The organism is Chryseobacterium sp. PET-29, from assembly GCF_025736815.1.
Taxonomy (GTDB): domain Bacteria; phylum Bacteroidota; class Bacteroidia; order Flavobacteriales; family Weeksellaceae; genus Chryseobacterium; species Chryseobacterium nepalense.
Map to the genome: position 1 here is coordinate 4,021,652 of NZ_CP107053.1, position 23,081 is coordinate 4,044,732.

A 23,081-nucleotide genomic window follows, 5' to 3' on the forward strand; every position below is an offset into this window, starting at 1 on the left:
TTTTTAATAAAGATGTATCAAAGATTTATTGTACTTCGAATAAATGCATCGTAATTATTTTTTTATTAATTTTTGTACAGATGTTTTATTGGCAGAATTGATTTTTAGCCAATAAATGCCTCCGCTGAGTGATGGAGCAGATAATAATAATCTGGGGTCTTTGCCGCAATTGAGATTTATTTTATTATAAACCAGTTTCCCGGTTGAATCAAACAAATTAATATCCAATGCCGTTTCTTTCTTACAGGTAATATTTACATAGTCTGAAAAAACAGTTGGAAAAACCTTATAATCATCTGCGATCTTTGTTTCATTAATTCCTAAATTGGAATTGTAAGTATACCGCGCAATTGCAAAATTACTATCAGCCGGAAAGTTTGAATGGGATGCGAGTCCGGCAAGAGTGATGGTTGAATTTGTTATAATGGAGGCATAAGGTATATCCTGAAATCCATAAAAATCTGTAGTAACAATTCCAGAATTACCAAACTGGCTATCCAAATTACCAGCCTGATTGTACTTCATGATCGTGAAATTTTCATTTCCAGTCTGAACTGAATAGGTAAAACCAGATGCTATGATATTATTTGAGGGGTCCAGTTTAAGGGTTTTTATTTCTCCCCCGGTATTAGGGAGAAGTGTCTGCACCACACCGTTATTGCCAAATGAGTTGTCGAAAGAGCCATTGATATTTAGTTTTACAATGGTAAAATTGTCTAATACATTATTATTGTTTGAAGAATATGAATATCCTCCCATCAGCAGACTCCCGTCACTTAAAAGCATATGAGTCCGCGATAATGAATTGCCCTGATTCGTGACATTAAAATAAGTATAGCCTACACCTGCAAATGAAGTATCCAGATTTCCGTTAGGCAATAATCTTAAAGCAAACATTCTGGCTTGATTCGAGCCGGTTGATAAAATAAGATAGCCGGAACAGGTTATTTTTCCGTTTGGAGAGAGGCTTACAGAAAATAAGTAATGCCTGTGATTGATAGGAGCGATGGTAAATAATCCGGTATTATTAAACGAGGTATCAAATTGTCCGTTTGGTAATAACCGCAATACAAACCCTTCTGTTAATGATTGTAATGGAGTACCGCTTTTGTTTCCGACTAAAATTATTTTTCCGTCAGATTGAAGTTCACCGTTAAAGACATTGTCGTCCGACTGATATGCAAAATTGATCTCAAGTGTACCATTATTTCCAAAAGTAGTTACGGAGTTGCCATTTTCGTCCATTTTAGAAACAATGATGTTATTATAGCCATCGGATCCAATTTTTGTTCCCAAAACAATAATCTCGTTGGTGCTTGTTTTTAAAATTTTTTCAATGGATTTGAAAGGAAACTGCTTAACTCCATTATTTTGAAAACTGGTGTCAATTGTGCCGTCGGAATTATGTTTTACGAGATAAGCATTCACATTATCGGAACCTCCTACCAATAGCTTGTCATTGTTTAAGGCTATCATAGAGGAGATTTTTTCAATGGCTAGGTTACTGTTAATATCGTAAACTACCTTTCCATTGGTTCCAAAGGTATTATCCAGTACTTGTCCAAAAAAGCAGTGAATGGATAAAAAGAAAATAAAAACTAGTGTTCTGTATCTCATATTATAAATTTTACATGGGAATTATAGTAATGTTTTAAATTTTTAAGAAAGCCTAAAAAAAATAAAGCGCTGGAATTCAGCGCTTTATTTTGCAGAGAGGAAGGGATTCGAACCCTCGATACAGTTACCCGTATACTACCTTTCCAGGGTAGCTCCTTCAACCACTCGGACACCTCTCTATTTGAGATTGCAAAAATAAGGGAATTTATTGAATATCCAAATTATTATTGCAATTGCTGCGAAATTTCTCCACAAAGGCTTTTTGAAAAATTGTCTCCGAAGCTTCCATTGTAATTCGGATTATCTATAAGGTGCATTGCTTTTGTAATAGCACTTTCTGCTGTTATATCCCTTCCGCTGATGGCTCCGATTCTGGAAAAAATATTGCTGTTCTCGTACTTTCCGAATGATATTCCTCCTGAAATACACTGGCTTACTACAACAATTTCAGTTCCGTTATTCCGGATCTGCTGTAGGGTTTCCACTGTTTTATCACTGCTGAAAATGGTTCCCGAACCAAAAACCTGAAGAATAAGAACTTTCATTTTTGGGATTTCTTTAAAATGATTAAGGTTCATGCCCGGAAAGATCCTCCAGAAAATAATATCTTCCGAAATATGATCATCCACATGGAACTCAGTTCCAGGCTCACATCGGTGAAGATTTTCTTTAATAATATTGAGATGCACTCCCGATTGTCCTAAAATTGGATAATTTGGACTGGCGTATGCATCAAAGTATTCTGCAGAATATTTCAGGGTACGGTTTCCTCTCAGCAATTTGTATTCAAAATAAATCGCTACTTCCTGGATTACCGCTTCATCATTCTCATATAAGCTAGCGTAATAAAGGCTGGTTAAAAGATTTTCCTTGGCATCTGTCCGCAAATCTCCGATAGGGAGCTGAGAGCCCGTAAGAATTACCGGCTTTTTGAGGCCTTTCAGCATAAAACTCAGCGCTGAAGCGGTATAAGACATCGTATCTGTTCCGTGAAGAATTAGAAAGCCGTCATAATTATGATAATTCTTATGGATATAATGAGCGATGATTTTCCACTCGTCCGGACCCATATCGGATGAATCAAGGGGTTTTGAAAAAGGATGAACGAAAACTTCACATTCCATCAGCGTCATTTCCGGCATTTTTTCAAAAATATTTCCAAAATCAAATGCACGGAGGCTTCCGGTTTCATAATCTTTCTCCATACCGATGGTTCCGCCGGTATAGATCAAAAGGACTTTTCGTTTCATAGATGATTTTATTAGATTTTCAGGCCTCATTCGGGAGGATTCCTCAAAATTACGTTAATTTGCAAAGATTTGAAAATGAATGGAAGATTTAGCAAAAACTTTTGAATATTTAAAGCAGTTTTTAACGGAAGAAAGACTTTCCAAAATTGAGCATTTTTCCTTAGAAAGCTCGGATTTTGTTTTGCCGGTGGTGGAAGATATTTATCAGTTCCGCAATGCAGCTGCAATTGTACGTTCGGTAGAAGCCTGTGGTTTTCATAAAGTGGTGGCTTTGCAGGAAGAATATAGTTTTGAACCGAATCTTCGCGTTACCAAAGGGGCAGATACCTGGGTTGAGGTTGAGAAACTTCCCCGAAATATGGAATCTTTTCAGAAAATCAGGGATAGAGGCTATAAAATAGTCGCTGTTTCGCTGGAAAATAATGCGGTAATGCTGCCTGAATATCAGATTACAGAACCTGTTGCTTTGGTTTTCGGAACCGAAATGGAAGGTGTTTCACAGGAAATTCTTGATTTTGCTGATGAGACACTGGCTATCCCGATGTACGGTTTTACAAGAAGTTTTAATGTTTCGGTGGCAGCTTCTATCTGCATGTATGAATTAAAGCAAAAGCTGATTAAATCAGGAATGAATTATAAACTAAATGAGGAAAAGCTGTTAAAAATGAAGATTCGATGGGCTGTCAATTCTATACGGAGCGGACAGGAGATTTTTAACAAATACTTGAAGGATCATCACCTTCCAGAAATTTTTTAAATAGCTTTTTTTATTTAAAATCTTCTAAGAATCTATTTTTATTATTCTAGCCATTTCTTTTCATTTTTAAAATTAACAAAACAAATCTCTTCTTTCAATCACTTGTGAAAACTTTGAAGGGATTTGACCGGTTTCGAGGTGCTTTCTTCGGGTCTTCTTCGGATCACGTTCGGGTCAGCTTCGGAAAAATATACTTTTTTCCGAAGAGCTTCCGAACAACACCCGAAGGATTGTCGAAGAAATTCTGATTATTTCTTAAGAATTTTTGTATTTTTTCGTTGATCTGTTTTTTTATCGAAATAGCTTTTATTGGAGATTAAATTTTCTTAAAAATTACTTGATTTAGTATAAAAATAATCTGTTGATACTAAGCTGTAAATATTGTTCACGAGGCGTTTTTTCAGCATCTTTTTCGCCACATAAAATTCATTAAATTTCTTTGTCCGGAGATTTATTTTTTCTATTTTCGCACCGGATTTTAGAAAACTTCCAACCTGAAAACAGGAAAATGCATCTTTGTAATAATACGACATCTTTTGTCGTGTGTGAGCATTAGTTTTGCAGCAATGGAAATTATTTTTCTAATCAATAGTCATTAAAAAACAAGAACCATGATAAAAACATATCCTTATCGGGCTATTTCTCCATAGCGCCCCGAATTCTAATACAGGAATTCTGTATTCTCAGACCTTTCAATTTTAAACAATAATAATACTTATCATTAAACACTTTGTATGAATAAATTATACTCAGGAGCATTTTTCTTATGTTCCGTTCTGGGCGTTTCTGCCCAGGAAGTGATCTGGCAGAAAGACATTAAATCCTCCACCCAGGATTTTCTTTCCCAGGTTACCACCACTATTGATCAGCAGTATTTGATAACCGGCAGTTCTATTAGAGCTGGAAGCGGGATGATGGAAGCTGGAAGTAAAAGCCAGATGCCAAATTCCAACACCCAGCAGCAAAACAACGGTTACGATTTTCATTTGGTTAAACTTAACCAGCAGGGCGAAGAAGTCTGGGAGAAATATTTCTCGGGGCAAAACCATGATTTCCTTTCGGCTATGGTGAACACCCAGGACGGTGGATTCGTTTTAGCAGGAACGAGTTTTTCAGGGAAAGGCTTAGACAAGAAGGAAGATTCCAAAGGCGGAAGCGATTTTTGGCTGATTCGCATCAACGAATTCGGGGATGAATTGTGGCAGAAAACGATTGGAAGTATTTCGGATGAGGAAGCCAGAGCGGTAATCCAGACAACGGATATGGGATTTTTTGTGGCAGGAAATATAATGACAGGTTCCCTTCGAGAGCCTCAGGGAACGAGAACTTTGGGTTACGGATCCAAAGATGTTTTGGTCATTAAATTAGATAAAAACGGAAAAGAATTATCGCAGCTTATTTTAGGCGGAAAAGGTTTGGATGAAGTTGAGAAAATGATTCCTACAAAAGACGGCGGCGCATTGTTGGGCGTGTATTCCAGAAGCGGAGCGGTAGCTGGAAGCGGGATGCCGGAAGCGGGAAGTAAAGCCAGCAGCCAGATGCCAAAAGCCAGCGGCAATTTCGGTGAAGGCGATTATTGGATCATCAAACTTTCAAAAGAAGGCAAAGTGGAATGGGAAAAGAATTTTGGAGGAAAGGAAGATGACCATTTGAGAACTTTAGCTTTAACATCTACAGGTTATTTAATCGGAGGAGAATCAAGGTCTGAACGGTCAGGTAATAAAACGGTGGGAATTGAAGAAGGAACAGATGTATGGTTGGTTGCTCTTGATACGAACGGAAATGAGCAGTGGCAGAAATCCTACAATTTTAAAAACCGGGATGTGCTGATGGGAATGAGCGTAATAGCCGGGAAGCAGGAAGATGGAAGTGAGTCTAAAGGAATTTTATTGGGAGGTTATACCCAGGCTGAAGGAAGAATTGAAAGTGATGATGAAACGTTCTGGATGCTGTATCTGGATCAGAATGGTAATGAGCAGTGGAGAAAACATGTAAAAGGAGAATCCAGGAAAAGAGAGGAAAGACTTTCGGATATAAAGCTGAACCGGGATGGTTCGATTGTTTTGGCCGGAACCAGTGCAGAGGAACTGGGAAAAGAGAACTGGAAGATCGTAAAGCTGGGAGATAAGCAGATTGACCAGCTGATCGAGAAGCAGGATATTAAGATCTATCCGAATCCTGTATCAGATTACGCGTATGTGGAGATTGGAATGGAAGATGGAAGCAGGAAGCTGGGTGATGGAAAGTTCGAGGCAGAAATTATTGTATATGATATGGGCGGAAGACAATTGCAGAGCCTGAAAACAAAAAATAAAGTCACGAAGATCAATACCCAGAATCTGGTTCAGGGAGCGTATCTGGTGACGGTGAAGACGAATGATAACAAAACAGCGAGTGCTAAATTGATTAAGAAATAATACAATGAAGAAAAATATATTATTAAGTTTTTTATTAGTTGCAATTTTTCCATTAATAAAAGCTCAAAATAATCAAAATAAATATATTGATTACTATTTTAAGAATTTTCCTAATGCTCCATCAACCGCTACATTTTTGAGGTATGGTGATATACAAAATTCAGAATATACAGGAACGAATAGTCCGCAAATCCCATTATTAACGGCTGAAAGTGGAACAATTAAAATTCCTTTGATTCTGAAATACATTTCAGGAAATGGAATAAAAGTAGCACAGGAAGCAGGTTCGGTAGGTTTAGGATGGGATATAAATCTTCCAACCATTACACAATCAATTTTGGGAGGTTACAGTGATTTTGATGATGTTGCAAAATATCTTCCCGTTTTTTCAAAATCAACGAACCCTTTTAATAATTATTTTCCACATAGCTCACAACCTCTTACGACGGGATTTGTTTCACAGCCTACAAAAGATGGTTACTCTTATTATAAAACGATTGATGGATTTTTACCATTAAATGGAAATTTTGTTGATTTAAATAATTCAGCTCCCTTTACAGTTGACACTGATACTTCACCAGATATATTTACCTGTAATTTATTTGGAGAAAAATTAGAGTTTGTTGTAAATAATTATCCGGTAGGAATTACTACACATACTTTTACTCCAACTTTTTACTGTCTGAATAAGAAAGGATATAAGATATCTTACAATGGTCTCAACTACTTTACAATTATTGACCCGGCGGGAGTAAAATATTATTTTTCGAAAGTTGAAGATGTCAGAACACTGAATAGTGTAAGTAAGAACTATGTGATAACAAAAATAACTGATCTTAATAATAATGATATAAACTTCACGTATAATGAATATTTAAATGTACAAAATTTAGTTTCTATTGGAGGAAAACTTAACTATACTTTCGGTAATCAAGATAATAACTATATTGATATTCCACTAGCAAATACACAGAGTTTTTCAGGTATAGGAGAATTTGACGATTATTATCCTGGATCAAGTTTAAATCCTCTCAAAAGTCCAGAAAGCGTAGGATTTGCAACACCCATGATGACATCATCTACAAAACAAAATTATTTGCTTATCAATTCAGTCACTGGTGATTTTGGAAAAGTTGTTTTTTATTATTCTGATCGGCTTGATTTCCCAACCCAAAAACTTGATAAAATTGAACAACAAAATAATATAAATCAGGTTGTTAAAACAATTAATTTTAATTATGATTACTTTAATTCTCAAGCTTCTGCAAATGTTACCGGTGCACCATACTATCAAGGTTTATTGAGTTCATTTTATCAGTCTCTGCCACAAGATAGATTGACGAAAAGACTTAAACTTTTATCCTTAGCAATAGATAATCAACAATATATATTTGGTTATAATGAAATAATGCTGCCTTCTAAGCATTCGACAGGTGTAGATTACTGGGGATATTCTAATGGTGGATTTACTAATAAAACATTGTTTTTAAATCCTAATGACTTTAATTATCCTGTTGCTATTCCTTTAGATAATGATTACAACAACAATTTTAAACGGGCGGATCTAAACTATGCCAAATCAGCCGTTTTAACAAAAATAACATATCCTACCAAAGGTTTCTCTTCTTTTGAATATGAATTAAATACCGCATCTAATCTATTTAATCAATATGATTACAGTAAATTATCGGTTGGAAATGGTCTGAGGCTGGCCAGCCAAACCAATAAAGATTTTAATGATCAGTTTTTAAGTAAAACCGAGTTTAAATATTTTGATGGTGTATCAACAAATCCATTATTTTTATTTAATAAAAATTCTTTTTCTACAGTTCAAATATATACTGTTGATGGCGGCGACGGCCATGCTGCCTCTAAGTCATCTGGAATTGTATCCATGAATTCCAACAATAATAATTCTGCTTCACCATTATCATCGGGTGATTACATAGGGTATTCTAAAGTAATAAAAACAGAAAAAGACATTCAAGGTAATTCTAAAGGTTCTATTGAAATACAGTATGCCAATACTCCAGACTTTCATTATTTACTTCAGGAAGGTGTAATTCCTATTTATATGCCATCAAGTAAATCACCTAACGCAACAGAAAACGGGAAGGTATTAACTGAAATAGTTTATGACACTTCTATGAACAAAATTCAGCAAACTGACAACACGTACTCCGATATTTATTCTAATGTTTTGTATGGGACTTCACTTGCTCGAAATTCAAGATATTTCTGGAACGGAAATGGTGGTATTGGAGGCACTTGGACTATTATTCAGCATGGTGTAACTTCTCTAGGCTATTATCCAATTTTTTCTAAACAAAGTTTACTAAATAATTCTAAAACTACTAAGTTTTATAATGGACAAGCATTAATGACCAATACAAATCTGTATTATAATTCAAATGATCAAATTATAACTAAATCAATTACTTTTCCTGATGGTAAATATAATTCTGAAAATTATAAATACTCAACCGAAAAGAATAATACCAAATTAATTAATGCCAATATTATAAATCTCCCTTTAGAAACACATCTTATCGGAAATGTAATAAATGGTTCGTTAAAAACAACTTCTTTGGTAGAAACTCATTATGATGATCCAAACCATTTAAATCCTACGTCAGTTTCATCCTATAAATTATCTGATATAAACAATAATCCCGTAACTGAAGCTACTTACGACAAATATGACAGTAAAGGGAATTTATTACAATATACAACCAAAGAAGGTATTCCTATAACCATTATATGGGGGTATAAAACTACTCTGCCAATAGCAAAAATTGAAGGAGGTAATTATTCTCAGATAATGCAGACATTTGGATTAGATGGCAATAATAATAGTTCTTACCAACAATTAGAAATAGTAAAAAAGTCAGATCTCGATATTGATGATTCTACAGAAAATACTCTAATTTCAGAGTTAAATAATTTTAGAAACAAAGCGGAATTTAAAGATTTTCGAATTACCACATATACCTATGATCCATTGATTGGAGTCAGAAGTATTACCCCTCCATCAGGATTTAAAGAAATATATAAATACGATAATTTTAAAAGATTAGAATATGTCATAAATGATGAAGGTAAGGTTCTCAAAGAGTTTAAATACAATTATGCTCCAAACAGGTATTTTAATTCTTCAAAAAGTCAAGTTTTTACGCGAAATAATTGTGGAACCAATGCTATTCCTGGAACTTATACTTATATAGTCCCTGAAAACACTTATATTTCAATTGTTAGCCAAGCTGATGCAGACCAGCAAGCACAAAATGATATTAATGCCAACGGTCAGAATACAGCAAATGCTAACGGTAGCTGTACTGTTTTAAGTTGTTCTGTAACAAAAGGATCTGGAATAGCTCAATTAAATTATGGTTCTATTGGATTAGCAAATACTACTAATTTTAGAATTCAGATGGGATTTGTGTATCAAAGTAATTTAGCATGGAATACAGGTGTTGTGATAGGCAAGATTAGCGGTAACTGTATTCCCTCTTTAGCAAGAACATCTACTACTTATTTTAATGGCATCTGGCTTTTAAATATTGATACTAATGGCAACATTACTGCTCAAATACCTTCAGCTTCACCGTCACTAGTAAATAATATGAATGTGGCTTTAGATTTTACTTTTCAAATAAACTAACCAGATATGAAAAAAATATTAATTCCTATAGGCGCTTTGCTGATATCCGGTTTATCCCAGGCACAGCTGACCACTACAGAAAACTACGTGTATTCCAAAACCTATCTGGATTACAATAGTAGTGGACAACCCACCAAATCCGCAGAAACCGTACAGTATTTCGACGGATTGGGAAGACCCAAGCAGGTGGTGAATATCAAAGCTTCCCCAACGGGAAAAGATGAGGTCACCCATATTGAATACGATGTTTTCGGAAGACAGGTGAAAGACTACCTTCCGGTTCCCCAGCAGGGAACCCAGAATGGAGCAATTTACACATCTCCATTGAGCAATGCTACCCAGCCCACACTGTACGGTTCTGAGAAGATCTTTTCGGAGAAGATCCTGGAACGCTCACCTTTAGACAGGATTTTACAGCAGAAGCAGGTGGGAAATGCGTGGGATACGAAACCCGTGCAGCTGGGTTATGATGCCAATACGGCTGAAGATGCTGTTAAAAAATACACCACGGTAACCACTTGGGTTAATGGGGCTACCAGTTCGCAGATCAGCCAGAGTGCGAATTATCTGGCCGCACAGCTCTATAAAAACACCATAACCGACGAAGACGGAAACCAGACCATTGAATTCAAAAACGGGGAAGGCCAGGTTCTTTTGGTAAGAAAGATGCTCAGCGCCACGGAAAAAGTGGATACATATTATGTCTACAACGAATACAACCAGTTGGCGTATGTTATTCCGCCATTAGCCTCCAACGTTCAGACCCTTTCAGCTTCTGATCTGGACAACCTCTGCTACCAGTACAAATACGACGGCCGGAACCGATTGGTGGAAAAGAAGCTTCCGGGTAAAGGCTGGGAATACATGGTGTATGATAAACAGGACAGGCTCGTTCTTACTCAGGACGCTAATCTGAGGATAACAACCAATACCTTTAATTCAAAAGGATGGCTTTTCACGAAATATGACCAGTTCGGAAGAGTGGCTTATACAGGATTTTTTTCCAATACCGCCACAAGAACTGCCATGCAGACGGCTATTAATAATATGACAGCCAATGCAGTAAACAATGAAAAAAGAAGCATTACTCCTGTCATCACCCAAAATGGGATGGATATTTATTATACTAAAGAAGCGTTTCCTACAGGAAGCATGACTATTCTGAGTGTTAATTACTATGATACGTATCCTTCTTACAGCTTTAATCCAGCTTTCCCGACCAGCATTCTGGGAGAAGCCACTCTTACGGAAACAAATACTGCCGAAGGATTGAGCACCAAAAGTCTTCCGGTAATGAGCCTTGTGAAAAATATTGAGGACAATAAATGGACGAAAAACTACACCTACCATGATAGAAAAGGAAGAGCCATCGGAAGTTATTCTATCAATCACTTAGGTGGTCGTACACAAATAGAATCCAGGCTTGATTTTGCAGGCGTGGTTCAGCAAAGCATCACCCGTCATAAAAGGCTGAGTACAGATACCGACAAGGTCATTACCGAAAACTTTACGTATGATTCTCAGAATAGGCTTTTAACTCATACTCATCAGGTAGACAATAACCCGGTGGAATATTTGGCGCAGAATACCTACAACGAACTGTCCCAGCTTCAAACCAAAAAGGTTGGTGGAGCAAGCTCAGGAAGCGGGCTTCAGACGGTAGATTATCAATATAACATCCGCGGTTGGATGACGCAGATCAATGATCCTAATAATCTGGGAGGCGATCTTTTCGGGTATAAAATCAAATACAATGAGGTGGAAGGATTGCAGACCCCGGACACTTCAGATACTTCTTTACAGGTCCTTCCGAAATACAATGGCAACATTGCCGAAGTAGACTGGAAAACAGGCGTAAGCACCAACGAATCCCTGAAAAGGTATGGCTATGTATATGATAAGCTCAACCGTTTATCGGCAGGATTTTACCAGAACTCTACCAACCCTTCCCTTAGGGAATATTATGAAAAAGCAATCTATGACCTGAACGGAAATATTAGAACCATCAAAAGAACCGCCCAGAGAATGGGGCCAACTGCCCTGTTGATCGATAATCTTACCTACGATTACGAAAACAACAATATGAGCAACAGGTTGCAGAAGGTAAAAGATGCCGTTACATTAACACAGGGATTCCCTTACAAAGCGACCCCAACCAATATCGGGTATGACGACAATGGGAATATGACTTCTTTTCCGGACAAAAATATTTCTTCCATTCAGTATAATTATTTAAATTTACCAAAGAAGATCACTCAGAACTCTGTAGCAATAAATTATACGTATAGAGCAGATGGAGTGAAAGTGAAAAAGTTCTTTAATGATTTAGAAACCGATTACCTGGATGGCTTCCAGTATAAATCTACCTACCCAAGTGAAACGGATGGTTATATTGATACTTCTGAGCCAACAGAAATAAAATTGAGGATTATTCCAAATCCGGAGGGATATTTTGATGCTTTAAGGAATAAGTATTATTATAATTTTACGGATCATTTGGGGAATATACGTTTGAGCTATAGTGACACTAATGGAGATGGTATTGTAACAGGGGATATTCTGGTTAATAATTGTGTTGATAACGGAGTAGATATTGTGTGTAACAGCTATATTACTCCAGGAGAAGCAGAAGGAGTAAACAACTACTATCCCTTTGGACTGGCACATGCTAATAGTAATTTTGAAAAAGTTTACCAGTATAAGTACAATGGGAAGGAGCTGCAGGAGACGGGAATGTATGATTACGGGGCGAGGTTTTATATGCCGGATATCGGGAGATGGGGTGTGGTGGATCCTCTCGCTGAAAAACATCCAAACTTAAATCCAATGATGTATGCAGCAAATAATCCTATTAGTAATATAGATCCTGATGGTAGAGACTGGACTATAACAGAAACTTACAATAAAAAAACAAATACAACTAATTATCATTTTACTTTTACTGGTGCTGTATTAAACAGCTCATCGAATAAAAAAATTGATCTGCAAAAATTTGCTAAAGCTGTTCAATCACAAACTGAAGCAATTTTTGATAAAATCGAAAAAAATCCATACGTTACAATTTCTTCAAGTATAAGTATACGAACTATAGATGATAAAGAAGATTTAAAAAATACAGATACATTAATTGAAATAAAAGATTCTAATTCACAAGACTTTGCTTCTAATTATAAAAATCGTGAAACACCTGGACAAGCAATGAATGGAAAGGAGATCTCAATAAACGAAAAATACGTAAATGACATGATTAATGGTACAAACGAAAAGACTATACCACATGAAATAGGTCACACTGCTGGCCTTCAACACCCTACAATGGCAACAAGAACTTCGTGGTTTGAAATACCTGAAAGGTTTACAACAAGTAAAGATAACTTTATGTTACAAGGGGTAATAAAAAATCCATCAGGTCCTAATATCCATCAAGTCAATAGGATGTACAGGTTATATAAGTCAGGCAAACTCAATAAAAAGAATATTAATCCAGTTTATGAAAAATGAAAAAAATAATTATATGTCTTTTGTTTCTAAGCATTTCTTGTAAAGAAAAAATAACTCTAATTGAAAGAAAAATATTATACTCAAATTTATATGAGCCAAATAAAAACATTTATATCGAGTTATTATCTTATTATCCGGCGCTTAATAAAAATCAATCGAATTTTTATATTGTAAAAAATATTCATAATAACGACACTTTGTATGTAGTTGATAAAGATATGCATCAAGTATCGGACTTCATAAAAAAATATAATGGAGTAGAAAACACGGGTATTGTTTTAAGAAAATCTAACATAAATAGTAAACACGAGTACTTTCTATATTTACCAAAAGATATAGATTTATCTAAGAATAAGATGTATTTGGGAGAACTTATTAATCTGATAGATTAGTCCAATCTCTACCACCCCACCCCCACCCCCCTGGTGCGCAAAGTCTCCGGACTTTGAGCGGATAAAGATAAACCCGCAACAATTGCTGTGGGATTCATACCACTTCTTATCTTTACCGTGCCGACGGGACAAAAGTGCAGAAGATCTTTGGCTCTACGACGACAGATTACCTTGACGGATTTCAGTATGAAATGAGAAGCTGCAATTCTTCCCGACATCAGAAGGGTTTTATAATGCGGAAAGAGGGGAATATGTATATAACTATACCGATCATCTGGGCAATGTAAGATTAACCCCGCTGGCGCGAGCGTCCCGCTCGTGCTAGTAGATAAAACAAATCCACTGCAATTGCGGTAGATTTTGTGTTTTATAGCAGCAATTATTTGGATATTGAAAAATCATTATAATTATTTAAATTTACCGAAGATCATTCAGAATACCCAGGTAACAGATTATGTATACCATGCAGATGGAGTGAAAGTGAAAAAGTTCTTTAATGATTTAGAAACCGATTACCTGGATGGCTTCCAGTATAAATCTACCTACCCAAGTGAAACGGATGGTTATATTGATACTTCTGAGCCAACAGAAATAAAATTGAGGATTATTCCAAATCCGGAGGGATATTTTGATGCTTTAAGGAATAAGTATTATTATAATTTTACGGATCATTTGGGGAATATACGTTTGAGCTATAGTGACACTAATGGAGATGGTATTGTAACAGGGGATATTCTGGTTAATAATTGTGTTGATAACGGAGTAGATATTGTGTGTAACAGCTATATTACTCCCGGAGAAGCAGAAGGAGTAAACAACTACTATCCCTTTGGACTGGCACATGCTAATAGTAATTTTGAAAAAGTTTACCAGTATAAGTACAACGGTAAGGAACTCCAGGAGACGGGGATGTATGATTATGGTGCAAGGTTCTATATGCCGGATATTGGAAGATGGGGTGTTGTGGATCCGTTGGCGGAGAAGTATAGAAGATGGAGTCCATATAATTACGTAATGAATAACCCACTGAGATTTATTGATCCGGATGGGATGCAAGTTAGCCCAATCTATGATACAGATGGTAATCTTTTAGGAACTGATAACCAAGGACTGCAAGGAACTCCTATAGTTATGAAAAAGGAGACTTCACTCAAGGGATGGATCACGAAGAAGCGACAAGTTATAGTACAAATACAGAAGGAGCTAAACATTGGGGATTCAATAGTGCGGAAGCAAAACAAAAATATGCTGATACACAAGTGAATTTACAGAATCGTCCAGATTACGATGGAAGTTTAACATTAGGTGAAGCCAACCAATGGTATAGAAATGGTGACGGACAACCTCTTTTTGTGGACGCATCAAAAATCAATTTATCTCCGGTTACTGTAAATGATTTAGAAGAAGAAGGCGGATCAATGTATAAGAATTTTTTCCTTACAACTAATCAACAAACAGGAAGATTGTATGGGACGATTAAAATAACTTTGGATGATGCTTCAACAGGTGCTGTTTCTCTTGGGGGTAACGATAGGAAGGTTGATGATTATGATTTTGATCAAAAACCAAGTGATGGAACTGTTGGCAGAGCAGTAAGGAATTTTGGAACAAAAGTCGGAGAAGCAGTAGCTGGAAAAGGGAAAGGTTATTCTATATATACTTATGGTAATGGAAAGGTTGAAAAGAAATAATAAAATTGCTTTGTTTATTGCAAGCATCTTAGTTCTTTTAGGATGTTCATCTCAAAGTATGGATGACAAATTTTATAAGAATTATTTAGGGATAAATGTACTCCCTGAAAAACAAGTGTTTTTCTATAAAGAGGAATCGGCACAAAATGAAGGGTTTTCTTTTGAAGTAATAAAATACTCAACAGAGGGAAAGTTAGAAATTAAAAAAGGATATCCAATTAAAGATGAGTATAAACAAAAATGGAAAATTGCAGAATGGCAAGAGACACCCATTAATGATAAAACTGAAAAAGACTTTGATATTGTCTTCAAATATTCTATTGAGAATAACGACGTAAAAACCAAGCTGGATTCTCTAAAAAAGATTATACAAAAAAAAGGTAATTACTATTGTTATTATTATAAAAAAAGTAGTGATTATGTTGAAGCAATTAGTTTGTATGTTATTGATACTCAAGAAAACGAATTGTATATATTTAATATTGAAACATAAGTTTACCCCGCTGCCCCCCCCGCTGGCGCGAGCGTCTCGCTCGTGCTAGTAGATAAAACAATCCACTGCAATTGCGGTAGATTTTGTGTTTTATAGCAGCAATTATTTGGATATTGAAAAATCATTATAATTATTTAAATTTACCAAAGAAGATCACTCAGAACTCTGTAGCAATAAATTATACGTATAGAGCAGATGGAGTGAAAGTGAAAAAGTTCTTTAATGATTTAGAAACCGATTACCTGGATGGCTTCCAGTATAAATCTACCTACCCAAGTGAAACGGATGGTTATATTGATACTTCTGAGCCAATAGAAATAAAATTGAGGATTATTCCAAATCCGGAGGGATATTTTGATGCTTTAAGGAATAAGTATTATTATAATTTTACGGATCATTTGGGGAATATACGTTTGAGCTATAGTGACACTAATGGAGATGGTATTGTAACAGGGGATATTCTGGTTAATAATTGTGTTGATAACGGAGTAGATATTGTGTGTAACAGCTATATTACTCCCGGAGAAGCAGAAGGAGTAAACAACTACTATCCCTTTGGACTGGCACATGCTAATAGTAATTTTGAAAAAGTTTACCAGTACAAGTACAACGGTAAGGAACTCCAGGAGACGGGGATGTATGATTATGGTGCAAGGTTCTATATGCCGGATATTGGAAGGTGGGGTGTCGTAGATCCAAGAAGCCAATACACGCATGAAGCCTATAGCTATGTTTGGAATAATCCAATAAGTTTTAATGATCCTACGGGGATGCAAGGAGAATGGGCTTTTCCAGATCGGGACGGAAGACACGATGGAGAAGTTTGGGAAGACTCAGATGGAATGTTTTTTTGGGACAAAAAAAATGGAGTTTGGAAAGATTTCAATAATGGAAGTTCTGTTATAACAGAAGTTACTGTAAAAGGTAAATCTAAAAATAGTAATTCGGGTCCTGCAAGTTTAGCAATGACAGCCTTATGGACTTCTCAAGCTGATTCACCAGCACCAGGACCTGCAGATATTGTTGCAGCAGCAATGTTATTAGGAGCTGGAGTTTGGTGGACATATAATCAATTTACTCCACCTAGTACAGGATACACCACCATTGCAGATCCTGGTGCTGGTTATAGAAATTTAAACACTGAAGATACCGCCGAGGAAGATAAAGATGTGAATGGTGTCGATGTTCCTGATGCAAGAAAGGGAGGTGGAAAGAATGGGCAACATGCAAATCTTAAAGCTAAACAAAGTGCTGGAGAAAAATATGAAGAAGCTAAAAGCAAATTAGATTCTATATCTAGAAAACCAAATAAAACAAAAGAAGATAATAAGTTAAAAACACAATTAGAAAAACAGGTAAAACATTGGAAGGCAAAAGCACAAGAAACCGGAGAAAACCATAGTAGAAATGCAAAAGGAAATAGATAAGCTATGAATTTATATACAGTTATTTTTGAATTTATGGGAGGCACATATTGCTCACAAAACCATTCACAAACCGAAAGAGAAGCTTTAGTAAATGCTATTAAAGAAAACATCAAAAATAAAGAACTTATTGATTTTAAAGAAAATCTTTTAAATGATCTTAATTTTTGGATTGAAGAAATAGGAGTTTCTTCGTTAGATGGCTTGAACAACGTTTGGTATTTTTCTTTTTCATACGAAGATGAATCATATCATTGCCATATAATTAAAACAGTTAATCTTCAAGAGTAATAAAACCCGATCTCGCGGATTTATAATCCGTGAGCAGAAATAAAGCCCCCCGCTGGCGCGAGCGTCTCGCTCGTGCTATTACATACAAAACCCTCGCAAAATTGCAAGGGTTTTGTATGTAATGTAATTTCTACGAGTAGGCTTTTTTAACTTTATAATCTCTTATCAAAGCATCAATAATCCGACTGCAGAAGGCTATTTTAATTTTAAAAATAATAAGTATATTTACAACTATGCTGACCATTTAGGAAATGTACGTTTGAGTTACTTTAACAATGGCAGCGGAATAGAAGTTCTTGAAGAAAACAATTATTATCCTTTCGGGTTGAAGCATGAAGGGTATAATGCATTGGATGGAAATTCTGCGTATCAGTATAAGTACCAAGGACAGGAATTACAGGAGACTGGTTTTTACTCGTTTAAGTGGAGAAATTATATGCCGGATGTGGGAAGGTTCTTTAATATTGATCCATTGGCTGAAAAATTCCCTTATAACTCGACGTATGCATTTCAGGAAAACAAATTAGGAATGGGTGTTGAATTAGAAGGTTTAGAATTACTGAAAAATCATACCGGATTTTTTGCAATCCATGGGAATGCAATGAGAGTTGTTAGAGCTCCTGGATCGCAAATAAGTAATGGAAGAGCAACCTTTACGGCTGCAGATATTGGATTAACCACGCAAGGATATAATCCGGGTGCAGCAAGAATGTCTGATGGCTCCAGCGGTTTAAAATTAAAATCTTATGCTTATAGTGGCCCTAATCCTAATGGAGCAACTATGGAAAACGTGACGGAAATGCCATCTAACTTGGAGGCTCAGAAGTTTACCACTACCAAGAGAGGGTTGGAAATGACCAATAAACTGATAAAGAATTATGATAAACTCAATACTGCCGCAGGTGGAGCGCAAGAACTGGTTGGTTTATTAGATCTGGCTGCTAATGTTCCTGATGCCATTAAAAGTACAAAAGCATATGTGCAGGCTGCTAAAGATGTGAAAGCAATAGATTTTCAAGCTACCCAAATGGATCTTGCAATAGATTTGGTAAATTCTAGCGGAATTGACATGACAACGCAAACAAGGAATGATGTGATAAATTTTGTTTTTGATGGAACTGTACCAAATCCGGGAGCGGGATTGATGCCAAATTCATTAATTATATCTAAGGGAACGCAAATTTTGAAAAATAATAATTTACCTGTACAGCCTCTTGACGAGCAGATAAATACCAATAAAAAAGTTTTACCATAATGAAAGCCATTAAATATATCTCATTAGCTTTAATTTTATTAAGTATAAGTTGTTGTGTAAATAAGAAACAAAAAGATGAAGATCAGATTAAAACAACGATTCAGAATTTTTGGAAATCAGTTCAAAACAATGATGAAGCAAACTATTTAAAATTAGTTGATGGCAGTGAAGAATACCAATTTGCAATGTTGAATCAACTACATTATCTTAATAGGAATTATAGCAAAATTAAGAATATTGTAGAGTCCAAAGAGATGCAAATAAAAGATACAAATGAATTAGGAGAATCTCAAAAATGTGTTGAATATTTATTTGTAAAACCTAATTCTACTGTAGAGCCATTGAGTGTTAAGCTGTTCTTTTTTAGACCGGTAGGCTACAATAAAATATTCAATGTTCAAATTTTAGGAAATATGCCAGAATGGGAAAAATAACTTGTTCTTTCCACAGATAACACAATAAACCCTCGCATTTTGCGAGGGTTTTTTATTTATAGTGGTAGTAATTTACTATGAATAAGCTTTTTTAGCTTTAAAATCTCTTACCAGAGCATCAATAACCAAATAGATTTGTTCTTTAGCAGACTTTGGTAAATTACCAATCCCCCCGCTGGCGCGAGCGTCACGCTCGTGCCGGTAACATAATAAAAACCCACAGCAATGCGGTGGGTTTTGTATATGGAAACAGAACTAAAGCGGAAATACTAGGTGGAGTTTAAGCTTGATTTTGCAGGGGGTGTTCAGCAAAGCATCACCCGCCACAAAAGGCTTGATACCGATACCGACAAGGTGATTACCGAAAACTTTACGTATGATTCTCAAAACAGGCTTTTAACCCATACCCACCAGGTAGATAGTAACCCGGTGGAATATTTAGCACAGAATACCTACAATGAACTTTCACAGCTTCAAACCAAAAAGTTTGGTGGAGCAAGCTCAGGAAGCGGGCTTCAGACGGTAGATTATCAATATAACATCCGCGGTTGGATGACAAAGGTCAATGATCCCAAAAAGCTTAACGGGAAACTGTTCGGATATGAAATCAAATATAATCAGGTTGAGGGACAACAAACTCCCGATCCGTTTGACAGCAGTTTAAAAGTATTGCCTAAATACAATGGCAATATTGCTGAAGTAGACTGGCGTACCAACACGGCCTCTTCGGATTACCTGAGAAGATACGGCTATGTGTATGATAAGCTCAACAGATTGTCTGCAGGTTTTTATCAAAGGGATGATCGTCCTTCTGCTCAGGAATATTATGAAAAAATGAGCTATGATTTAAACGGCAATATCACCAACCTGAAAAGGACAGCATCCCTGGAAGGAAATACTACGGCAGGATTAATTGATAATCTTAGTTATGTTTATTTCAACAATAACAACAGCAACAGACTGAAGACCATTACCGATTCTTCTACGGATTACAGGGGATATCCTGATACTTCCGGTATTGAGATTGGGTATGATAATAACGGAAATATGACGAGCCATCAGGACAAAGGAATTTTAAATATTTCGTATAATTATTTAAATCTTCCAAAAGAAATTTTGTTCAGTGAATGGTATATTATCCGGAATCAGACAACGGGTGTTGATGAGCAGCGAAATGTGAGGTCATCTTACACCTACCGTACAGACGGTGTAAAGCTCAGAAAGAAATACATTACGTACTTTTCAAAAGGTGCAGCAGAAAGAACCACAACTACGGATTACCTTGATGGTTTCCAATATACGATCAATCCTGCCGGAGCAGTGTCCCTTGAATTTATTCCTACAGGAGAAGGCTATTTTAATTTTAAAAATAATAAGTATATTTACAACTATGCTGACCATTTAGGAAATGTACGTTTGAGTTACTTTAACAATGGCAGCGGAATAGAAGTTCTTGAAGAAAACAATTATTATCCTTTCGGGTTGAAGCATGAAGGGTATAATGCATTGGATGGAAATTCTGCGTATCAGTATAAGTACAACGGAAAAGAGCTTCAGGAGACGGGGATGTATGATTACGGGGCGAGGATGTATATGCCGGATATTGGGAGATGGGGTGTACACGACCACTATCTGAAACAACTTTATATCCTTATAGCTACGCAGATAATAATCCCATTTTCTATAATGATCCAAGAGGGATGATTGCCCAGCAATCTGAAATGCATTCAACAATATATAAACACAAAAGAACTGGTGAAGAAGTAAATGTTAATGACGGAGTTAATGAAACAGTTCTTGTTAATGGATATGATTTTGCAAAAGCTAGAATTTATGCTAATTACTATAATAAAGGTGGTGGTTTAACTAATTTATCTGATAAAAATAAAGATCATAAATTTGACGTAAATCAAGGCTACATAGATTTTTATTATAGCACGCGCTATGGTGATGGCTTTAGCTTTGCTTCTTTATTTGATTCGGTCCAGACAAACGTACAATACCTACAAGTGATAGTGATACTATGATATTGCTTGAAATGCCTGATATAGGTAGAAAGGGAGTGGTAAAGGGTGTATTAAGATCTTTAGAAAAAAATGCAATAAAATCTCTTGTTAAAAAAGATGCTAAATTATTAAAACTAGCAGAGGAAACATTCAAAGGAAATGATTTATTACGAAAAGAGGCTAATACTTTAATAAGTCAGTTAAACGCAGGAAATATGAATCCAGGTATTGGAACTAAGAATATTGGTAAAAATATTTTTGAAGCTAGATCAAGAGGAGGAGCTAGAGTATATTTTAGAAACGGATCTAACGGAGTAGAAATTGTGGGGTATTCCCATAAAGGTAACCAACAACAAGTAATAAATCAAATTTTAGAAGCATATAAATAAGTAAATATGAACGATTTTAAAGTAGTTTTTCCTAGTGGGTATAATGTTGATTATTATGATGATAATATTGATTTAAATATTATTATCCCTACAGGAAGTGTATTTTTCTCTACCTTTTTTACAATACTAAACATTAAGAACCTGATTGAAAAGGGAAATTCATCATATTTTTGGTCTACAGATATGATTATAGTAAAAGATTTGAAAAAGGAAACAATAAAAAATGTTATACGTAGCATTATTGATGACGAATATTTAGAATCCACATGCACCAATATTGGAAAAGTTCATGATGTTTTTCCTAAAGTTAAAAGTTATTTCGATATACTTAGTGACATATAGTCTCAACCGCTGGTGTGAGCATCTCCTCGTATGGACAGTAAAAATTCAGATAGACAAGTTGAAAATTAGTTAGAGAAGCATATAGAAATAGTAAAAAAATTAAAATACAAGGACAGAGGGTATTATTGAGAGATAATAATATAGAAATGTGGGTGAATACAAAAACTAAAACAATTGAACTGCTTATCCAATAGCCAGATAATTAAATTTAAAATCCAAGTCGATAATAATTCTGTCGCCAAATATATAGACCGTATTACAGGAACTATATATATTAATTTTAATGATACTTTTTTTCCAGAGAAAAATTGGAATGATTTTGTTATTATCCTTATTAATAATTGGATAGAATCTTCTTACAATATTTTAAGTGGCATTACAGAACGTGAAGAATTTTATTTCATGGATGGTCCTTTTTTTATGAGGGTTAGAAAAGTAGATTCAGATATTTGCATTGTGGAGTTAATTGAAAACCATACAGATATATTGAGTAATTTCAGAGTAAATACAAAAGATATTTTTGATGAGATTTTAAAGGCTGTCATTCTATTAAATAAATATTGTGAAAGTCAAGGATGGGAAACAGAGGATATTAAAAAACTACAATATTTTAGTAATAAATTTACTACCCACAAACCCGATGAACCTGATCTCGCGGCTTTGTAATCCGTGAGCAATAATAAATAAACCCTCGCAATTTTGCAAGGGTTTTTATGTTTCTTAAAACACGTAAAATTTAATTGAATATTTAAATTAATTTAATTATTTAAATTTACCGAAGAAGATTACTCAGAATGCTCAGGTAACAGATTATGTATACCGTGCAGACGGAGTAAAAGTAAAGAAGCTCTTTGGAGGATTGCAGGCGGATTACCTGGATGGGTTCCAGTATAAATTTACCTATTCTTGGGAAGATGAAACCTGCACCGTGACCACTGATGGAATGAAATTAAGGATCATCCCTACCCCGGAAGGTTATTTTGATACACTGGGAAACAGTTTTTTTTATAATTATACGGACCATCTTGGAATGTGAGATTAATCTACAGCTATGCTAATGCATCGTGCCGTTACCAAATACAGCAGTACGAAAGAAAGCGGAGGCGAAGACCAAAATCCTGAATCTCGGCAAACGCCTTCCTAAAGCCACCGCCCAAGGGA

Annotated in this window: 18 protein-coding genes, 1 tRNA gene and 2 pseudogenes; 18 read left to right on the forward strand and 3 right to left on the reverse strand. The window is 35.6% G+C overall.

The features are described from left to right. Window positions 1-54: 54 nt before the first annotated feature. The 3 genes from ODE14_RS18200 to ODE14_RS18210 all read right to left on the reverse strand — a co-directional run bounded on the left by ODE14_RS18200 (window position 55) and on the right by ODE14_RS18210 (window position 2,867). Window positions 55-1,617, reverse strand: a complete 1,563-nt coding sequence (locus ODE14_RS18200; RefSeq protein WP_263602416.1) for a T9SS type A sorting domain-containing protein — start codon at window positions 1,615-1,617, stop codon at window positions 55-57. A 92-nt stretch (window positions 1,618-1,709) separates the two neighbouring features. Then, window positions 1,710-1,796, reverse strand: a tRNA-Ser gene (locus tag ODE14_RS18205). Window positions 1,797-1,841: 45 nt separating this feature from the next. Beyond that, the gene (locus ODE14_RS18210; protein WP_263602417.1) at window positions 1,842-2,867 is read right to left on the reverse strand and encodes an asparaginase; all 1,026 of its coding nucleotides are present in this window, start codon (window positions 2,865-2,867) and stop codon (window positions 1,842-1,844) included. A gap of 79 nt (window positions 2,868-2,946) precedes the next feature. Between ODE14_RS18210 and ODE14_RS18215 the strand changes: the two genes are divergently transcribed. The 18 genes and pseudogenes from ODE14_RS18215 (at window position 2,947) to ODE14_RS18295 (ending at window position 22,956) form a co-directional block, all read left to right on the forward strand. Then, window positions 2,947-3,624 (forward strand): TrmH family RNA methyltransferase, encoded by a 678-nt coding sequence (locus ODE14_RS18215; RefSeq protein ID WP_263602418.1) that lies wholly within the window; start codon window positions 2,947-2,949, stop codon window positions 3,622-3,624. A 734-nt stretch (window positions 3,625-4,358) separates the two neighbouring features. Continuing rightward, window positions 4,359-6,041 (forward strand): T9SS type A sorting domain-containing protein, encoded by a 1,683-nt coding sequence (locus tag ODE14_RS18220; protein WP_263602419.1) that lies wholly within the window; start codon window positions 4,359-4,361, stop codon window positions 6,039-6,041. 4 nt (window positions 6,042-6,045) lie between these two features. Then, the gene (locus ODE14_RS18225; RefSeq protein WP_263602420.1) at window positions 6,046-9,702 is read left to right on the forward strand and encodes a DUF5977 domain-containing protein; all 3,657 of its coding nucleotides are present in this window, start codon (window positions 6,046-6,048) and stop codon (window positions 9,700-9,702) included. Between the two features lie 6 nt (window positions 9,703-9,708). After that, window positions 9,709-13,203, forward strand: coding sequence for a DUF6443 domain-containing protein (locus ODE14_RS18230; RefSeq protein WP_263602421.1), 3,495 nt, complete (start codon window positions 9,709-9,711; stop codon window positions 13,201-13,203). Window positions 13,204-13,687: 484 nt separating this feature from the next. Further along, a pseudogene (locus ODE14_RS18765) lies at window positions 13,688-13,908 on the forward strand (hypothetical protein); the annotation flags it as partial. 89 nt (window positions 13,909-13,997) lie between these two features. Next, window positions 13,998-14,648 (forward strand): annotated as a pseudogene (locus ODE14_RS18235) (RHS repeat-associated core domain-containing protein); the annotation flags it as partial. Window positions 14,649-14,854: 206 nt separating this feature from the next. Continuing rightward, window positions 14,855-15,286: a hypothetical protein gene (locus ODE14_RS18240; protein ID WP_263602422.1), complete on the forward strand. Its 432-nt coding sequence runs from the start codon at window positions 14,855-14,857 to the stop codon at window positions 15,284-15,286. Beyond that, entirely contained in the window at window positions 15,264-15,779 is a 516-nt protein-coding gene (locus ODE14_RS18245; RefSeq protein WP_263602423.1) for a hypothetical protein, read from the forward strand. The genes ODE14_RS18240 and ODE14_RS18245 overlap by 23 nt, the downstream gene beginning before the upstream one ends. Window positions 15,780-15,892: 113 nt before the next feature. Then, window positions 15,893-17,206, forward strand: a complete 1,314-nt coding sequence (locus tag ODE14_RS18250) for an RHS repeat-associated core domain-containing protein (protein WP_263602424.1) — start codon at window positions 15,893-15,895, stop codon at window positions 17,204-17,206. Between the two features lie 3 nt (window positions 17,207-17,209). Then, window positions 17,210-17,494 carry a hypothetical protein gene (locus tag ODE14_RS18255; protein WP_263602425.1) on the forward strand — a complete coding sequence of 95 codons (285 nt, stop codon included), beginning with the start codon at window positions 17,210-17,212 and terminating at the stop codon, window positions 17,492-17,494. A gap of 259 nt (window positions 17,495-17,753) precedes the next feature. Beyond that, complete coding sequence (locus ODE14_RS18700; RefSeq protein ID WP_318173664.1) at window positions 17,754-18,749, forward strand: RHS repeat-associated core domain-containing protein; 996 nt, start codon at window positions 17,754-17,756, stop codon at window positions 18,747-18,749. Continuing rightward, complete coding sequence (locus tag ODE14_RS18265) at window positions 18,749-19,183, forward strand: hypothetical protein (protein ID WP_263602426.1); 435 nt, start codon at window positions 18,749-18,751, stop codon at window positions 19,181-19,183. The genes ODE14_RS18700 and ODE14_RS18265 overlap by 1 nt, the downstream gene beginning before the upstream one ends. A gap of 273 nt (window positions 19,184-19,456) precedes the next feature. After that, a complete protein-coding gene (locus ODE14_RS18270) occupies window positions 19,457-20,887 on the forward strand; it encodes a hypothetical protein (protein ID WP_263602427.1) in 1,431 nt (476 codons plus the stop codon). Next, a complete protein-coding gene (locus ODE14_RS18275; RefSeq protein WP_263602428.1) occupies window positions 20,884-21,210 on the forward strand; it encodes a hypothetical protein in 327 nt (108 codons plus the stop codon). The genes ODE14_RS18270 and ODE14_RS18275 overlap by 4 nt, the downstream gene beginning before the upstream one ends. After that, complete coding sequence (locus tag ODE14_RS18280) at window positions 21,207-21,578, forward strand: hypothetical protein (protein WP_263602429.1); 372 nt, start codon at window positions 21,207-21,209, stop codon at window positions 21,576-21,578. The genes ODE14_RS18275 and ODE14_RS18280 overlap by 4 nt, the downstream gene beginning before the upstream one ends. Before the next feature lie 6 nt (window positions 21,579-21,584). Continuing rightward, the gene (locus tag ODE14_RS18285) at window positions 21,585-21,920 is read left to right on the forward strand and encodes a hypothetical protein (RefSeq protein ID WP_263602430.1); all 336 of its coding nucleotides are present in this window, start codon (window positions 21,585-21,587) and stop codon (window positions 21,918-21,920) included. Window positions 21,921-22,094: 174 nt separating this feature from the next. Next, window positions 22,095-22,586 (forward strand): hypothetical protein, encoded by a 492-nt coding sequence (locus ODE14_RS18290; RefSeq protein WP_263602431.1) that lies wholly within the window; start codon window positions 22,095-22,097, stop codon window positions 22,584-22,586. Between the two features lie 193 nt (window positions 22,587-22,779). Continuing rightward, complete coding sequence (locus ODE14_RS18295; RefSeq protein WP_263602432.1) at window positions 22,780-22,956, forward strand: hypothetical protein; 177 nt, start codon at window positions 22,780-22,782, stop codon at window positions 22,954-22,956. Window positions 22,957-23,081 lie beyond the last annotated feature (125 nt).

Bases quoted from the DNA above. Each gene is read 5' to 3' on its own strand.
- ODE14_RS18200 (WP_263602416.1), bottom strand. From the start codon at position 1,617: ATGAGATACAGAACACTAGTTTTTATTTTCTTTTTATCCATTCACTGC.
- ODE14_RS18210 (WP_263602417.1), bottom strand. From the start codon at position 2,867: ATGAAACGAAAAGTCCTTTTGATCTATACCGGCGGAACCATCGGTATG.
- ODE14_RS18215 (WP_263602418.1), top strand. From the start codon at position 2,947: ATGGAAGATTTAGCAAAAACTTTTGAATATTTAAAGCAGTTTTTAACG.
- ODE14_RS18220 (WP_263602419.1), top strand. From the start codon at position 4,359: ATGAATAAATTATACTCAGGAGCATTTTTCTTATGTTCCGTTCTGGGC.
- ODE14_RS18225 (WP_263602420.1), top strand. From the start codon at position 6,046: ATGAAGAAAAATATATTATTAAGTTTTTTATTAGTTGCAATTTTTCCA.
- ODE14_RS18230 (WP_263602421.1), top strand. From the start codon at position 9,709: ATGAAAAAAATATTAATTCCTATAGGCGCTTTGCTGATATCCGGTTTA.
- ODE14_RS18245 (WP_263602423.1), top strand. From the start codon at position 15,264: ATGGAAAGGTTGAAAAGAAATAATAAAATTGCTTTGTTTATTGCAAGC.
- ODE14_RS18255 (WP_263602425.1), top strand. From the start codon at position 17,210: ATGAATTTATATACAGTTATTTTTGAATTTATGGGAGGCACATATTGC.
- ODE14_RS18265 (WP_263602426.1), top strand. From the start codon at position 18,749: ATGAAAGCCATTAAATATATCTCATTAGCTTTAATTTTATTAAGTATA.
- ODE14_RS18275 (WP_263602428.1), top strand. From the start codon at position 20,884: ATGATTGCCCAGCAATCTGAAATGCATTCAACAATATATAAACACAAA.
- ODE14_RS18280 (WP_263602429.1), top strand. From the start codon at position 21,207: ATGATATTGCTTGAAATGCCTGATATAGGTAGAAAGGGAGTGGTAAAG.
- ODE14_RS18285 (WP_263602430.1), top strand. From the start codon at position 21,585: ATGAACGATTTTAAAGTAGTTTTTCCTAGTGGGTATAATGTTGATTAT.